Source organism: Nocardiopsis dassonvillei subsp. dassonvillei DSM 43111, from assembly GCF_000092985.1.
Taxonomy (GTDB): Bacteria; Actinomycetota; Actinomycetes; order Streptosporangiales; family Streptosporangiaceae; genus Nocardiopsis; species Nocardiopsis dassonvillei.
The window spans coordinates 3363396-3378370 of sequence record NC_014210.1; the positions used below are offsets into that span (position 1 = coordinate 3363396).

13 protein-coding genes are annotated in these 14975 nt (G+C 73.7%); 10 read left to right on the forward strand and 3 right to left on the reverse strand.

What is annotated here, in order from left to right; genetic code table 11:
- Positions 1-13 precede the first annotated feature (13 nt).
- From NDAS_RS13900 to NDAS_RS13925, 6 genes are all read left to right on the forward strand, one after another.
- Positions 14-805, forward strand: a complete 792-nt coding sequence (locus NDAS_RS13900) for a sirohydrochlorin chelatase (protein ID WP_013153836.1) — start codon at positions 14-16, stop codon at positions 803-805.
- A gap of 387 nt (positions 806-1192) precedes the next feature.
- Entirely contained in the window at positions 1193-1882 is a 690-nt protein-coding gene (locus NDAS_RS13905) for a pyridoxine/pyridoxamine 5'-phosphate oxidase (protein ID WP_013153837.1), read from the forward strand.
- 158 nt (positions 1883-2040) lie between these two features.
- Positions 2041-3672: an acyl-CoA dehydrogenase family protein gene (locus tag NDAS_RS13910; protein WP_013153838.1), complete on the forward strand. Its 1632-nt coding sequence runs from the start codon at positions 2041-2043 to the stop codon at positions 3670-3672.
- A 469-nt stretch (positions 3673-4141) separates the two neighbouring features.
- Complete coding sequence (gene glgX / locus NDAS_RS13915) at positions 4142-6304, forward strand: glycogen debranching protein GlgX (RefSeq protein ID WP_013153839.1); 2163 nt, start codon at positions 4142-4144, stop codon at positions 6302-6304.
- A 288-nt stretch (positions 6305-6592) separates the two neighbouring features.
- The gene (locus NDAS_RS13920) at positions 6593-7402 is read left to right on the forward strand and encodes a dihydrofolate reductase family protein (RefSeq protein WP_013153840.1); all 810 of its coding nucleotides are present in this window, start codon (positions 6593-6595) and stop codon (positions 7400-7402) included.
- A 174-nt stretch (positions 7403-7576) separates the two neighbouring features.
- Positions 7577-8362: a GntR family transcriptional regulator gene (locus tag NDAS_RS13925; RefSeq protein ID WP_041552769.1), complete on the forward strand. Its 786-nt coding sequence runs from the start codon at positions 7577-7579 to the stop codon at positions 8360-8362.
- A 141-nt stretch (positions 8363-8503) separates the two neighbouring features.
- Here NDAS_RS13925 and NDAS_RS13930 read toward each other — a convergent pair whose 3' ends face one another.
- Positions 8504-8935, reverse strand: coding sequence for a hypothetical protein (locus tag NDAS_RS13930; protein WP_013153842.1), 432 nt, complete (start codon positions 8933-8935; stop codon positions 8504-8506).
- Positions 8936-9140: 205 nt separating this feature from the next.
- Here NDAS_RS13930 and msrB point away from each other — a divergent pair, with 205 nt between their 5' ends.
- The 3 genes from msrB to NDAS_RS13945 all read left to right on the forward strand — a co-directional run bounded on the left by msrB (position 9141) and on the right by NDAS_RS13945 (position 11304).
- Positions 9141-9584, forward strand: coding sequence for a peptide-methionine (R)-S-oxide reductase MsrB (gene msrB, locus NDAS_RS13935; RefSeq protein ID WP_013153843.1), 444 nt, complete (start codon positions 9141-9143; stop codon positions 9582-9584).
- 261 nt (positions 9585-9845) lie between these two features.
- The gene (locus NDAS_RS13940) at positions 9846-10514 is read left to right on the forward strand and encodes a phosphatidylserine decarboxylase (protein ID WP_013153844.1); all 669 of its coding nucleotides are present in this window, start codon (positions 9846-9848) and stop codon (positions 10512-10514) included.
- Positions 10501-11304, forward strand: a complete 804-nt coding sequence (locus tag NDAS_RS13945) for a CDP-alcohol phosphatidyltransferase family protein (RefSeq protein ID WP_013153845.1) — start codon at positions 10501-10503, stop codon at positions 11302-11304. Before NDAS_RS13940 ends, NDAS_RS13945 begins: the two co-directional genes overlap by 14 nt.
- A gap of 69 nt (positions 11305-11373) precedes the next feature.
- Here the strand turns inward: NDAS_RS13945 and hemQ are convergent, their stop codons facing one another.
- On the reverse strand, positions 11374-12084 hold the full coding sequence (gene hemQ, locus NDAS_RS13950) for a hydrogen peroxide-dependent heme synthase (protein WP_013153846.1): 711 nt from the start codon (positions 12082-12084) through the stop codon (positions 11374-11376).
- On the reverse strand, positions 12081-13547 hold the full coding sequence (gene hemG, locus NDAS_RS13955; RefSeq protein WP_013153847.1) for a protoporphyrinogen oxidase: 1467 nt from the start codon (positions 13545-13547) through the stop codon (positions 12081-12083). The genes hemQ and hemG overlap by 4 nt, the downstream gene beginning before the upstream one ends.
- A 241-nt stretch (positions 13548-13788) precedes the next feature.
- Between hemG and NDAS_RS13960 the strand changes: the two genes are divergently transcribed.
- Positions 13789-14835 (forward strand): DUF4349 domain-containing protein, encoded by a 1047-nt coding sequence (locus NDAS_RS13960; protein ID WP_041552770.1) that lies wholly within the window; start codon positions 13789-13791, stop codon positions 14833-14835.
- Positions 14836-14975 lie beyond the last annotated feature (140 nt).

Genomic DNA, 14975 nt, shown 5'->3' on the forward strand with positions numbered 1-14975 from the left:
GAGGAGGACGGCCATGACGGCGGACGGAACCGGTGCGCGCGGCGGCGGAGGCCGGGGCGGGGGCGTGCCCCTGCTGGCGGTGGCGCACGGCAGCGCCGACCCGAGGTCGGCGCGGGCCGTGTCGGCGGTGTTCGAGCGGGTGCGGGCGCTGCGGCCGGAGCTCGACGTGCGCGTGTCCTACCTGGACCACGTGGCGCCCTCCGCGCGGGACGCGCTGGAGGAGCTGGCCGCGCGCGGGGCGGGTGAGGCGGTGGTGCTGCCGGCGCTGCTGACGGCGGCCTACCACAGCAAGGTGGACCTGCCGAAGGTGCTGGCGGACGCGCGCGGGCGCAGCCCGTGGCTGCGGGTGCGCTACGCCGACACCCTGGGCCCGCACCCGCTGCTGACGGAGGCGGTGGAGCGGCGCCTGGACGAGGCGGGGGTGCGCCCCGACCCCGACACGGCCCTGGTGCTGGCCTCGGCCGGTTCCAGCGACCCCGGGGCGAACGCGACCGTGGCGGCGATGGCCGCCGAGCTGGCCGGACGCGGCCCCTGGCGGGAGGTCGTGGCGGCCTACGCGTCCGCGGCCTCCCCCGGTCCGGGGGAGGCGGTGGCCGCCCTGCGCGAGCGGGGGGCGTCGCGGGTGGCCGTGGCCACCTACCTGCTGGCGCCGGGGTTCTTCGCCGACCGGGTGCGCGCCCGGTCGCTGGAGGCGGGTGCGTACGCGGTGTCCGAGGCGCTGGGGGACGTGCCCGAGATGGCCGGGGTGGTGCTGGACCGCTACGACGCGGCGGTGGCGTCGCGGCACGCGACCAGCTTCCGCTGAGGCGCGGAGCGCTGCCGGTCGAGGCGGGAGCACCGACGGGCTGCGGTGCCCGGCGTCCGCGCCGTGGGGGCGTACGGGCGGACAAGGCGGCCCAGGGCAGACGACGCGGGACAGGGCGCGCGGGACGGAAGGGGCGAACGGGCGGTCCGCCGGGCGGGCCGCCCGTTCGCGTTGTCGCGGGCGGGATCGCCGCCGGGCGGGGCGAACGCGGGAACCGGCCCGACGACGGGAACCGGCCGCCTTCCGGCCCTCCCCCGCCGCGCCTCCCGAGAGGGCCGCACGCGGTTGTCCACAACCTCGGAAAGTGGCTTGTCCGCGCGACCGCGGCCCAGAAGAATCGGAGGTGGGCGCCGCGAACGCGCGCCGACCGACCGAGGAGTCGTGGGGGTGTCCGTGTCGGAGGAACGGAGTGCGGTGCGCAGCGGTGTCCGGGACCTGCTGCGGGGGCTGCCGGTGTTCTCGGGGGTGCTGCCGGAGTTCGACCCCGGAGCGGCGCCCGAGGACCCGGCGGAGCTGTTCCTGGAGTGGTTCTCCGAGGCGGTCGAGAGCGGTGTGGCCGAGCCGCACGCGATGACGGTCACGACCGTGGACGGAGAGGGGGCTCCGTCGGCCCGCGTGGTCATCATGAAGGACTTCACGCCCGAGGGCTGGTGGTTCGCCACCACGACCGGCTCGCGCAAGGGACGGGAGCTGGCCCGCAACCCGGCGGTGGCGCTGTTGTTCCACTGGATCGGGCAGGGCCGCCAGGTGCGGGTGCGCGGGCGGGCGGAGCTGGCCGCGCCGGAGCGGTGCGCCGCGGACTACCTGGCGCGGCCGCTGGAGTCGAGGGTGGCCGGTCTGCACGGCAGACAGAGCGAGCCCCTGGACGATCTCGCGGACGTCGACCGCGTGGCGCGGGAGAGCCGGGAGCGGCTGGAGCGCGACCCGGAGCTGGTTGCCGAGGACTGGGGCCTGTACCTGGTCCGCCCGGCCGAGGTGGAGTTCTGGCAGGCCGACCGGGACCGCCGCCACACGCGCCTGCGCTACACCCGTCCGGGGGTCGACGCGTCCTGGGAACGCGGCCTGCTCTGGCCGTGACCGGGCGGAGGCGCCACGGCCGGACCCGTCGTCCCCGAGAGCGGCCATCGACCCGGGACCCAAGCGTGACCGAACCTGATTCTGTTCGGTGTCCCCTGCGGGGATAGGATTCCCGCACTCCGACCGCCCGCGACCAGCAACGAAAAGAGGTGGCCGCCGTGCCCCCCACACACGAGGTGTTCAACCAGGCGCCCCCGCTCGGCGACTACGCGGCGGCCGAGGACCCGGCGCTCGTGGAGGGCCTGCGGCGCGAGGGCGCCGGATGGGCCGAGGCCGAGGTGCGCGAGGTCGGCGACGCGGCCGGTTCGGAGCGGGTCCGCGCCTGGGGCGAGTCCGCCAACGCCTACCCGCCGGTGCTGCGCACCCACGACCGCTACGGCCACCGGGTGGATGAGGTCGACTACCAGCCCGCCTACCACGTGCTCATGGACCAGGCGGTGGAGCACGGCATGCACGCCGCGCCGTGGGCGGACGGGCGTCCGGGCGCGCACGTGGCCCGCGCCGCCAAGTTCTTCCTGTGGTCCCAGCCCGAGGCTGGTCACGGGTGCCCGGTGTCGATGACCTACGCGGCGGTCCCGGCCCTGCGCCACTCCCCCGAACTGGCGCGGCGGTACGAGCCTCTGCTCACCGCGCCCGTCTACGACTTCGGGCTGCGGGCGCCGCACACCAAGCGCGGGCTCCTCGCGGGCATGTCGATGACCGAGAAGCAGGGCGGCTCGGACGTGCGCGCCAACACCACCCGCGCGGTCCCCACCGCCGAGGGGCACCACGTGCTGACCGGGCACAAGTGGTTCACCTCGGCGCCGATGAGCGACTTCTTCCTCACCCTGGCGCAGGCGCCCGAGGGGCTGAGCTGCTTCCTGGTGCCCCGGGTGCTGGAGGACGGCGGCCGCAACGCGCTGCACATCCAACGGCTCAAGGACAAGCTGGGCAACCGCTCCAACGCGTCGGCGGAGCTGGAGTACGACGGTGCCGTCGCCCATCTGGTCGGTGAGCCGGGCAGGGGCGTGCCCACCATCATCGAGATGGTCAACAGCACCCGGCTGGACTGCGTGATCGGCTCGGCCGCGGGCATGCGCGCCGCGGTGGTGCACGCCCTGCACCACGCCGAGCACCGCAGCGCCTTCGGCGGGGTGCTGGTCGAGCAGCCGCTGATGCGCAACGTGCTCGCCGACCTGGCACTGGAGTCGGAGGCGGCGACGGCGCTGATGACCCGTCTGGCCGGTGCCGTGGACCGCGCGGTGCGCGGGGACGAGACCGAGGCGGCCTTCCGCCGCCTGGGGGTGGCCGTGGGCAAGTTCTGGGTGACCAAGCGCCAGCCCGCGCACGCCGCCGAGGCGCTGGAGTGCCTGGGCGGCAACGGGTACGTGGAGGAGTCGGGGATGCCCCGGCTGTTCCGGGACTCCCCGCTCAACTCCGTCTGGGAGGGCTCGGGCAACGTGGCGGCGCTGGACGTGCTGCGCGCGATGGGCCGCAGCCCCGAGTCGCTGGAGGCCTTCCTGGCCGAGCTGCGCGCGGCCGCGGGCGTGGACGACCACTACGACGCGGCGGTCAAGCGGTTGGAGCAGGCCCTGGGCGACCCGGAGGAGGCGCAGTACCGGGCGCGGACGGTCGTGGAGCTGATGGCGCTGGTCCTGCAGGCGTCGGTGCTGCTGCGCCACGCGCCCACCCCGGTCGCCGAGGCGTTCACCGCCTCGCGTCTGGGTGGCGAGTGGGGGCACGTGTTCGGCACCCTGCCCAGAGGGGTGGACACCGAGCTGATCCTGGACCGGGCCCGCCCGAGCCGGTGAGGCCGGGGGCGCGCCCCCGCCGCGCGGAGGGGGCCGGGGGCGCGCCGCCCTCCTCCGTACGGGGGCCCGGGGACGCTCTGCCGCGGATGCGGCGAGCACCGGTGGGGGCCGGGCCCGTGCGCCCCCGCACGGCCCCGGTCGTACCGGCCCCGGAACGCGCTGGGCACGAGGGGAACCAGAGGCGCGCGGAGAGCACGCGGACACCCTTTCTTAACCTCATAAATCCCGATTACCACTCTTAACCCTGATAATTCCCACAAAAACCCGCAAGAGGGACGGCCGATGAATGATCATCGGCCAGGTCGGCATACTTCGGCGTCCGGAGCGGAACAAAGAAGTCGTCACAGACCACGACCGCCTGCTTTCGGACGGGGAGCGGGCCCGCGCAGACCCTCCAGGAACAGCCGGAGGCGCGCGGGCCCGAACAGCCCCTTCCGAAGGCCCCGAATCCAAGAGACTGACGACGCCTATGGTGGAAGTCTGGCCAGGTAGTTCCTATCCGCTCGGTGCGACCTACGACGGGTCCGGCACCAATTTCTCCCTCTTCTCCGAGGCCGCCGAACAGGTGGACCTGTGCCTGTTCGACGACGACGGTGAGGAGACGCGTATACCACTGACCGAGTACGACGGTTTCGTCTGGCACGGTTACCTTCCCGGCGTCGGACCGGGACAGCAGTACGGGTACCGCGTCCACGGGCCCTACGCCCCGGAGCAGGGGCTGCGGTGCAATCCGAACAAACTGCTCACCGACCCCTACGCGAAGGCGCTGAACGGCAACCTCACCTGGCACGAATCCCTGTTCAGCTACCACTTCGCCTCGCCGGAGCGCAGGAACACCAAGGACAGCGCGCCCTACGTGCCCAAGTGCGTGGTGGTCAGCCCGTTCTTCGACTGGGGAAACGAGTCCAGGCCCCGTACGCCCTACCACCGCACGGTGATCTACGAGGCGCACGTACGCGGGCTCACCATGCGCCACCCGGGCATCCCCGAACACCAGCGGGGCACCTACTCGGGACTGGCCCACCCGGTGATGATCGACTACCTCACCTCGCTGGGGGTGACCGCGGTCGAGCTCATGCCCGTGCACCACTTCGTGCCCGAGCACGCCATGGTGGCCCGGGGGCTGACCAACTACTGGGGGTACAACACCCTGGCCTTCCTGGCCCCGCACAGCGGGTACGCGGCGCGCGGCTCGCGCGGGCAGCAGGTCCAGGAGTTCAAGGCGATGGTCAAGTCGCTGCACGAGGCGGGCATCGAGGTGCTGCTCGACGTGGTGTACAACCACACCGCCGAGGGCGACCACATGGGGCCCACGCTGTCGCTGCGCGGCATCGACAACCTCAGCTACTACCGGGTCAGCGACGAGGACCAGCGCTACTACCTCGACTACACCGGCTGCGGCAACAGCCTGAACGTGCGCCATCCGCACTCGTTGCAGCTGATCATGGACTCGCTGCGGTACTGGGTCCTGGAGATGCACGTGGACGGGTTCCGCTTCGACCTCGCCTCGGCCCTGGCCCGCGAGTTCCACGACGTGGACCGGCTGAGCACGTTCTTCGACATCGTCCAGCAGGACCCGGTGATCTCGCAGGTCAAGCTGATCGCCGAACCCTGGGACGTGGGCCCGGGCGGCTACCAGGTGGGCAACTTCCCGCCGCTGTGGACCGAGTGGAACGGCAAGTACCGCGACACCGTGCGCGACTACTGGCGGGGCGAGCCCGTGGTGGGCGAGCTGGCCTCGCGCCTGGCCGGGTCCAGCGACCTGTACCAGGACGACGGCCGCCGACCGGTGGCCTCCATCAACTTCATCACCTGCCACGACGGCTTCACCATGGCCGACCTGGTGTCCTACGACCGCAAGCACAACGAGGCCAACGGCGAGGACAACCGGGACGGCACCGACGACAACCGGTCCTGGAACCACGGTGTGGAGGGGCCCACCGAGGACCCCGAGATCATCACGCTGCGCCGCCGCCAGGTGCGCAACTTCCTCACCACCCTGTACCTGTCGCAGGGGGTGGTGATGCTCTCCCACGGCGACGAGGTGGGACGCACCCAGAACGGCAACAACAACGCCTACTGCCAGGACAACGAGATCGCCTGGATCGACTGGAAGGGCGCCGGGCTCGGCGAGGACGAGGAGCCCGACAACGACCTGCTGGACTACGTGCGCGGGCTGGCGCGGCTGCGCCGCGACCACCCGGTGTTCCGGCGCCGCCGGTTCTTCCGGGGCAGCCCGGTGGGCGGCGCCAAGGCCGGCAAGAGGGGGCTGCCCGACATCGTGTGGCTGCGCCCGAACGGAAAGAAGATGACCGGCGACGACTGGAACTCCACCGGCCAGGCCCTGGGCGTGTTCCTCAACGGGGACGCCATCACCGAGCCCGACCCGCGCGGTCGGCGGATCCGGGACAGTTCGTTCCTGCTGCTGCTCAACAGCGGCCCGGAGACGGTGGACTTCACCGTTCCGGGCACCGAGTACGGTATGGCCTGGGAGACCGTGCTGGACACCGCCGAGCCGGACGTGGAGGGACGGCCGTTCGTGGCGGCCTCCGGTCCGGTGCGGGTGATCGACCGGGCGCTGCTGCTGCTGCGCCGGGTGTCGCACAAGCACACGCCGTCCCCCCGGTCCTGAGGGACCGGGCACACGGGCCCCGGAAGCTCCCCGGCGGGAGCGGCCGGGGCCCGTCGGCGTGGGCGGCCGGTGGAACGCGAAGACGCACGAGGACACCAACGGGGGCAACGGAAAAGCCGGTTCGGCCGGGGCCCGCCGCCGCGCACGCGGCGTCCCGGTCGTCCACAGGAAAGGATCCGCTCTGGTGGCGGCGCGGCGCGTTGGAGATGCTGGGTGAAAAAGGCTGGGCAGGGGGGCCCGCGCCCCCCTCCTCGGGGTGCCCCGGGCCACCGCCTACTCTGGGTGACCATGTCGAGTACACACACCGGCGCGGACGCCCCCGCCGCCCCCATCGCGTTCCGGCAGCTGCTGCCCGTCCCCGGCTGCGCGGACGCGGACCCGGCCGCCGCCTACGCCTACCCCGCTGATCTGGACCGCCCCTGGGTGCGCGCCAACATGGTGGCCAGCGCCGACGGCGGCGCCGTGGGCCCCTCGGGGCGCAGCAGGGACCTGTCCTCGGCGCCCGACCGCAGGATCATGGGCGCGCTGCGCGCCCTGTGCGACGTGGTGCTGGTGGGCGCGGCCACGGCGCGCGTGGAGGGGTACGGGCCGGTCCGCGTCCGCAGGGCGTGGGAGGGGCTGCGCGAGGGACGGGCCCGGACACCGGCCGTGGCGGTGGTCTCCCGCTCCCTCGACCTGCCCGCCGACCTGCTCACCGAAGCGCCGCCGCACGCGCGCACGCTGGTGTTCACCACGAGCGGCGCCCCCCGGGACAGGCGCCGCGAGGTGGCCGCGCGCGCCGACCTCGTGGTGGTCGAGGGGGACTCGGTGGCGCCCGCGCACATCGTGGACGCCCTGGCCGAGCGCGGACTGTACCGCGTACTGACCGAGGGCGGCCCGCGCCTGCTGGCGGAGTTCGTGGCGGCGGGGCTGCTGGACGAGCTGTGCCTGACCCTGAGCCCGCACCTGCTGGGGTCGGGGCCGCCGCGCATCGTGGCGGGGGGACCGGACGCTCCCGGAGCGCCGGAGCGCACCACCGGCGCGCGGAGCACGCCCGTGCGGATGGCGCACCTGCTGGAGGCGGAGGGGAGCCTGTTCGCGCGTTACGTCAGGGAATAGGGCGTCTGCGGAGGACACACGGGTAACCGCTCGGTTTCGGCCGCCTCACAACCACGCATGAACCATCCCGCAACCGGACATACCCGAGGTGTGCCCTCCAGTGGGAACACCGCTGCTGGACCCAGGACACACCGCATTGACGGGGCTTACCGGCTTGGCCCCCCGGCCGAGAGGATGAACGTGGTGCCGACGTCCGAAAACGGATCCCCTCCGGTCTATCGCGGAATAGCCGAGGAACTACGCGAACAGATCCGCTCCGGACGGTACGCCGACGGCGACCGCCTGCCCGGGGAGAACACCCTCATGGAACGCCACGGCGTCGCACGGGCCACCGCGAGGCAGGCGCTCTCCGTACTGATCAACGAGGGCCTGGCCGTGGCCGTGCGCGGCTCGGGCATCTACGTCCGCCTGTTCCGGCCCCTGCGAAGACACGGCGCCCGGCGGCTGTCCCAGGACCTGTGGGGCAGCGGGCGCGCGATCTGGCAGGTCGACAGCGAGGACCGCGGGTACGAGGTGGACAGCCTGCGCGTGGACGAGCCGGCGCCCGCCGCGCACGTGGCGCGCGCGCTGGGCCTGGCCGAGGGGGCCGGGGTGGTGCGGCGCTCGCGCCGCTACCTCGTGGACGGGCGTCCGGTGCAGCAGGCCGTCTCGCACCTGCCCCTGGACGTGCTGGGGGACGGCGGGGAGCCGTCGGCCCGGCGCGTACGGGACCACGACAGCGGGCCGGGGGGCATCTACGCGCGCCTGGCCGAACTGGGGCACGCCCCGGCGCACTTCACCGAGGAGATCCGGGTGCGCATGCCCACCCCCGAGGAGAGCGAGGTGCTGGAACTCGCCCCCGGAACCCCGGTGCTGGAGGTGGCGCGCACCGCGCTGACCGCCGACCACCGGCCGGTGGAGTTCAACGAGATCACCATGGACGGCTCGGCCTACGTGCTGCGGTACGACTTCGACGCCTGAGCCGGGTCCTGGTCCCCGACCGCGCGGCCCGCCCGTCTCCGGGGCAGCGCCGCACGCCCCCCGAGCCCCCGAAAGCCCTGACTCCCGAGAGCGGGGGGAGGGACGCCGCCCCGGCGCCCCTCCCCCCTTCTCGGACCGGCTTCAGCGACCGCCTCGCTTGGAGGCGAACACCAGGTACGCCAACGGCAGGAGGACGAGTCCCACCGCCAGCGCACCGGCGGCGGCGAAGGGCAGGGAGTCCGACGCGGTCATGGCCCACCGTGCCATGCCGAACCCCAGGAGGAGCGCGACCGCCAGCGCGCACACGGCGACGGCCGCGGCGGCGAGCAGCAGCGCGCGTTCGCTCCAGGGTTCGGGCCGGGCGCGATCGGCCCGCACGGCCGTGGAGCGGACGCTGAGCTCGGCGGCCCAGCGCAGCTCACGGCCGGTGGTGGCCGCTCCGTCGGCGACGGTCCTCAGAAGGGACCGCGCGCCCGTGGTGTTCTGGTCGAGCCACCACAGTCCGTACCGGATCCTGCCCACGCGCAGCGGTCGCCTGTTCACTCCGAGTGCCTGATGCGTTGTAACGGTCATGTCACCTGCCTCAAGTGCACTGTTCGACCACTGACCCTGGCTACAGCCGTACCCTCGCCTTCGGCTACCGAACGTCGCATAGGCCGAAGTTAGGAGGGTCTGGCCGTTTGGGACGGTTTTCCTGTCCCGAATGTCATATGTGAGTGTTTGCGGCACGAAGGGTGCTGAGGCGGCATCCGGAGCCGATTCGGGGTAGCGTCGTCCCATGGCTGACTCAGCGGACCAGGCCCAGGACAACGGCAGCGGGCCCAAGGACATCCCCCGGACCGACCAGGAATGGCGCGAACGGCTCAACTCCCAGGAGTACGCGGTACTGCGCGAGGCCGCCACCGAGCGCCCGTGGACCGGGGAGTACGTGGACACCACGACCGCGGGGGTCTACCGCTGCCGCGGCTGCGGCGCCGAACTGTTCCGTTCCGGCGAGAAGTTCGAGTCCCACTGCGGATGGCCCAGCTTCTACGACCCGGCCGACTCCGACGCGGTGGTCCTGCACGAGGACCGCTCCCTGGGCATGGTGCGCACCGAGGTGCGGTGCGCCACATGCGACTCACACCTGGGCCACGTCTTCCACGGCGAGGGGTACGCCACCCCCACCGACGACCGGTACTGCATCAACTCCGTCGCCCTCACCCTGGAGCCGACCGAGTAGGTTGCCGTACGATCCTGGTGCCGGACGGCGGGACCGGGACCGCCCGGGGACGGCGGCGCGCACCCGCGACCCGTTCTCGGCGGAATCAGGAATAATCGCATTCAGCGCACCAACGGCCGGTCCCCCACCGGCCCGCGGGGCGCGGCGCGCGGGGCCGGTCACATCCGGCCCCTCCGCCAGCCGGCCCGGGAGCCCCGGGCCGACCCCCGCAGCGGCAACCTATGTGCGGGCGAACCGACAGACCCGCGACGAAAGCGCTCGATGACCGACGACTCACCACTCTCATCCGTCTCCCACCGCCCCGCGGCGCGTCCGCGCCTGGGCATGGCACAGGGTTCGGCCCCGTGGCTGCTGCCCGCGCTGGGAGCCGCCGGAGCCGCTGTCCTGGCCGCCCGGGGCTCGCGGGCCCGCACTGCGCTCGCCGTCCCGGTGGTCGGGCTCGCGGCGGGGATGACCTGGTTCTTCCGGGACCCCGAGCGCGGCCCGGCGACCGGACGGGTGCTGTCCGCGGCGGACGGCGTCGTGCAGAGCCTCGACCCCCAGCCCGACGGGCGGACCAGGGTCGCGGTGTTCATGAACCCCCTCAACGTGCACGTCAACCGTGCCCCCCTCGCCGGCGTGGTGACAGGCGTCGAGCACCGACCCGGCGGCTTCCGCCCCGCATTCGACAAGGACAGCGAGCGTAATGAGCGCGTCATCTGGACCCTTGAAACCGAGATCGGTGCGATCACGGTCGTTCAAATCGCCGGCGCGATGGTCAGGCGTATCGTCCCGTATCTCGCTGCGGGGCAGAAGGTCGAGCAAGGGGAGAGGATCGGTCTCATCCGGTTCGGGTCCAGGGTCGACGTCTACCTTCCGTCCGGGATCGCCCCGGCGGTGGAGGTCGGCCAGAAGGTCCGGGCCGGAGAAACCCGCCTTGACGCCGACTGAGAACGCCGTGGCGGCCGACGGGGCCGCCTCCACCGTTCCGCAGGAGGCTCCCAGACTGCGCCTGGGCGTGGCCGACTACCTGACGCTCGGCAACGCCCTGTGCGGCTTCCTGGCGGTGTGGGCGCTGGTGGTGGCCCAGTCCGCGCAGGAGGCGGCCGGGATCGCCGGACCGCTGCCGCGCACGGCCATGGCCACGGTCGTGGGCCTGATGCTGGTCGCGGCCGCCCTGGACGTGCTCGACGGCCGGGTCGCCCGCAAGCTGGGCGGCAGCGGCATGGGCGCGGAGCTGGACAACCTGGCCGACGTGATCAGCTTCGGGTTCGCGCCCGCGTTCTTCTTCGTCGTGTGGGGCATGCGGACCGAGGGCCCGGACCTGCTGCCGGTCGCGGCGGGCGGGGCCGTGCTGCTCGCGGTCATCGTGCGCCTGGCCCGGTTCTCCTGCCAGGCCCCGGGCGCCAGCTACTTCACCGGGCTGCCGTGCCCGTTCGGCGCCATGGCCGTGGTGACGGTGGTCCTGCTGGACCCGCCGCTGGTGGCGGGGGTGACGGCGGTGCTGCTCATCTCCTGGCTGATGGTGAGCCGGATGGAGTACCCCAAGCCGCGCGGGCGCAAGGCCCACGCGGTGCTGGGCATCCTGGCCGTCGGGGTCGCCCTCATGGCCGTGTGGGGCATGGGCCTGCCCGCGGGCCAGACGCTCATCTACCTGATGAGCGCCGCCGTGCTGGGCTTCATCGTCACCATCCCGTTCTACGTCCTGGCCGTGCGGCGGGCCGCCGCGGCGCAGGACTGACGTACACGCGCGGGGGCGCCCCGGGGAGGAGTTCCCTCCCCGGGGCGCCCCCGTTCGCGTTGTGGCCGTCTACGGCAGGGACTCGACCAGCTCGGCGACGCTCTTGCGGCGACCGGTGTAGAACGGCACCTCCTCGCGGGTGTGCAGGCGGGCCTTGGCGCCGCGCAGGTGGCGCATCAGGTCCACGATGCGGTGCAGGTCGTCGGCCTCGAAGGCGAGCAGCCACTCGTAGTCGTTGAGCCCGAACGAGGACACCGTGTTGGCGCGCACGTCCGGGTAGGGGGCGGCCATGCGGCCGTGCTCGGCGAGCAGCGCGCGGCGCTCGTCGTCGGGCAGCAGGTACCACTCATAGGAGCGCACGAACGGGTACACGCACAGGTGCTCGCGCGGCTCCTCCCCGGCCAGGAACGCGGGCACGTGGCCGCGGTTGAACTCGGCGGGGCGGTGCAGGCCCACGACCGACCACACCGGGGTGCTCACCCGGCCGATCCGCGTGCGACGGAAGGCCGTGTAGACGTCCTGGACCTGCTCGGGGGAGTCGGCCACCCACCAGAACATGATGTCGGCGTCGGCGCGGAATCCCTGGACGTCGTAGCTGCCGCGGGTGGTCACACCCTGCTCGGCGGCCTTGTCCAGGAGCGTGGCCAGTTCGTCGGCCGCGGCGGCGCGGTCGATCCCGTCCAGGGCCCCGACCTTGAAGACCGACCACATGGTGTAGCGGATGAGGGAGTTGAGGTCGCTGCCGTCCTGCTCGACGGCTTCGTTGTGCTGGCCCGTCACGGGTTGACTCCTTGCTGGTTCGTTCCGGCGGCCTCGTCGCCGCCGGTGGGACTGTTCGTCGTGAGGGCGCCCGCCAGGAGGTCTGCCTGCTGGAGGGCGTTGGCGACGCAGGCGGGGACGCCCACACCGCCGTAGACCGCGCCGCACACCCCCAGGCCGGGACTGCGGGCGACGTCGGCGCGCACGCGCTCGACGAGGGAGGCGTGGCCGACGGCGTACTGGGGCAGACCGTCGGTCCACCGGGTGACCCGGGTCTGCACCGGCGCCCCGGCCATGCCGGTGACCGTGGCCAGGTCGCGCACGGCGGCCGCGGCCAACTCCTCGTCGGAGCGCTCCAGGACCCGCTCCTCGCCGAAGCGCCCGATGGAGCAGCGCAGCACGACCAGGTCGTCGCCGGGGTTGGCCGCGGCCAGCTCCTCGGCGATCCAGGGCCACTTGTTGCTGGAGAAGGTGGCGGCCTTGACGGTCAGCCCCTCCCCCGCCGGGACGAGGAAGCCCGTGCCGGTGAGCGGCTCGGGGAAGGCGGACGCGGGCAGGGCCAGGGTCACCAGGGCCATGCTGGCGTACTCGACGCCGCCGAGGTCGCGGGAGGCGCCGGGGGCGTGCCCGGCGAGCAGGCGGGCCGCCTCGGGGGCGGGGCAAGCGAGCAGGACGCCGTCGCAGGCGATGCGTTCGCCGCTGTCCAGGCGCACCCGCCAGCCCTCGGGCAGCCGTTCCAGGGCGCGCACCGGCGAGCCCACGCGCAGGCTGTCGGCGTGGCGTTCGGCGAGCGCGCCGACGAGTCCGGCCACACCTCCGCGCAGGGAGGCGAACACCGGCCCGGGCTTGGTGGGCGCCGCTCCCCTGCCGCGCAGGCTGGTGCGAACGGCGTGCATCAGGGAGCGGTTCCGGCGGGCCATGGGCGCGATCTGCGGCAGCGTGGACTCCAGGGAGAGCCGGTCGGCGCGGCCCGCGTACACGCCGCCCAGGAGGGGCTCGACGAGGCGGTCGACGACCTCCGGGCCCATGCGGGCCCCGACGTAGTCGGCGACGGACACGTCGCCGCGCACCGGCGTGCGCGGGAGCACGAGGTCGAGTCCGGCCCGCAGGGTTCCGGCCCCGGAGAGCACCCCGCTGCGGGCGAGCGCGCGCAGGTCGCCGGGCACGCCCATGAGCTGGCCCTTGGGCAGGGGGCGCACCCGTCCGCGGCTGTAGACGGCGGCGGCGCCGGGGCCGGGGTGCACCACCCGGTCGTCCAGGCCCAGCTCGGAGAACAGGTCCAGCGCCTCGGGGCGGCGGGCGAGCACCGCCTCGGCGCCCGCGTCCACGGACACCCCCGCCACCGGTGAGGCGCGCAGCTTGCCCCCGGGGGCGTCGGAGGCCTCCACCACGGTGACGGCGGCGCCCAGACCACGGAGGCGGTGCGCGGCGGTGAGTCCGGAGACCCCGCCCCCGACCACGACGACGTGCGGTGCTTCAGGCATACCCCCAGCTTCCCAGATGACCTGGGTCACCGTGATCCGCCTTCCCCCGCGACACCCCGTGATCCGCGTCGCGCCCGCGTCGGGTCCGCGCGCGGCTTCCCGGGCGGTCCGGGGCGGCCCCGCCGCCGCACGCCGCCGTTGCCGGGTCGTTACCACGGCGCCGCAACGGGACCGCGGCGGAGCACGTCGAAGCGGGCATGGTTACCTCAGCCCTCCCCCGGCCCGGCGTGTCGCCGGGACCGTGCTCTCCGTGGGCCTGGCGGCCCTCCTGGCCACGTCCTGCGCCTCCCCCATGTCCGACGGCGGCGCCGGGGCCGTCAACGAGTCCGCGGCCGTGGCCCCAGAGTCCGCTGACCGGGCGCTGCCCGAGGAGCAGGCGGGCCCGGAGTCCGCCGAGGAGGGCGGCGGCTCGGCCGTCGGCTCCGAGGTGGAGATCGGCGACCGGGAACTGGTCCACACCGCCGATCTGTCGGTACGGGTCGAGGACGTGTCCGAGGCGGTCGGGCTCGCCAAGGAGCTGACCCTGGACGCGGGCGGCTACGTCGCCTCGGAGCGGGTGTCGACCCCCCGGGGCGGTTCCCCCGAGGGGTCGCTGACGCTGCGCATCCCGGGCGACGGCTACGAGGGCGCCCTGGAGGAGCTGTCGCGGTTGGGCGACCGCTCCGACCTGGAGCGGTCGGTGCAGGACGTCACCGAGGAGGTGGCCGACGTCGAGAGCCGCATCGAGTCCTCCGAGACCGCCCTGGAGACGCTGCGCGGCTACCTGGAGGAGGCCGAGAACGTCGACGAGCTGCTGCGGGTGGAGGGCGAGATCCAGGACCGCCAGGCGGAGCTGGAGGCCTTCCAGGCGCGGTTGGAGACGCTGCGCGACCAGACGGCGTACTCGACGGTGAACCTGACCCTGCTGCCTCCGGAGACCTACCTGGAGGAGCCCTCGGAGGACTCCATCGGCTTCCTCGGCGGCCTGGAGCGCGGCTGGCGGGCGCTGGTGACCTTCGGCGGGGGCGTGGCCGTGGTCGTGGGCTGGCTGCTGCCGTTCCTGGTGGTGGCCGCCGTGCTGGGCGCGGGACCGCTGTGGTGGTACCGCTCGCGTCGGCGCGCGTCCGCGAAGGGCGCCTCCTCCACGGACGGCAGGACCGGCTCCGCGAAGGGCGCCGCCCCGGTGGGCGCCGCGTCCGACCGTCCGGCCCCGGGCCGCCCCTCGGGCGGCGCCGAGGACACCGCGAAGGACAAAGGCCCCGGCACGTCCTCCGGGCCCGGCGGAAGGCCGCCCGGGGACGGGGGGTGAACCCGCGCCGACGGCGCCCGGCCCCGCGTGTCGGGGGCGGGCGGGGGCAGGGTCCGTCCTCGAATCGGCCTCAGCCTCCGGGTGGTGGTTCGGGTGCCCACGGGGTTCTGGAGGTGCCGGAGGTGGGACTGCAAGGAGAG

Coding starts and splice junctions, on each gene's coding strand:
- NDAS_RS13900 (WP_013153836.1), top strand. CDS start 14: ATGACGGCGGACGGAACCGGTGCGCGCGGCGGCGGAGGCCGGGGCGGG.
- glgX (WP_013153839.1), top strand. CDS start 4,142: ATGGTGGAAGTCTGGCCAGGTAGTTCCTATCCGCTCGGTGCGACCTAC.
- NDAS_RS13920 (WP_013153840.1), top strand. CDS start 6,593: ATGTCGAGTACACACACCGGCGCGGACGCCCCCGCCGCCCCCATCGCG.
- NDAS_RS13925 (WP_041552769.1), top strand. CDS start 7,577: ATGAACGTGGTGCCGACGTCCGAAAACGGATCCCCTCCGGTCTATCGC.
- NDAS_RS13930 (WP_013153842.1), bottom strand. CDS start 8,935: ATGACCGTTACAACGCATCAGGCACTCGGAGTGAACAGGCGACCGCTG.
- msrB (WP_013153843.1), top strand. CDS start 9,141: ATGGCTGACTCAGCGGACCAGGCCCAGGACAACGGCAGCGGGCCCAAG.
- NDAS_RS13940 (WP_013153844.1), top strand. CDS start 9,846: ATGACCGACGACTCACCACTCTCATCCGTCTCCCACCGCCCCGCGGCG.
- hemG (WP_013153847.1), bottom strand. CDS start 13,547: ATGCCTGAAGCACCGCACGTCGTCGTGGTCGGGGGCGGGGTCTCCGGA.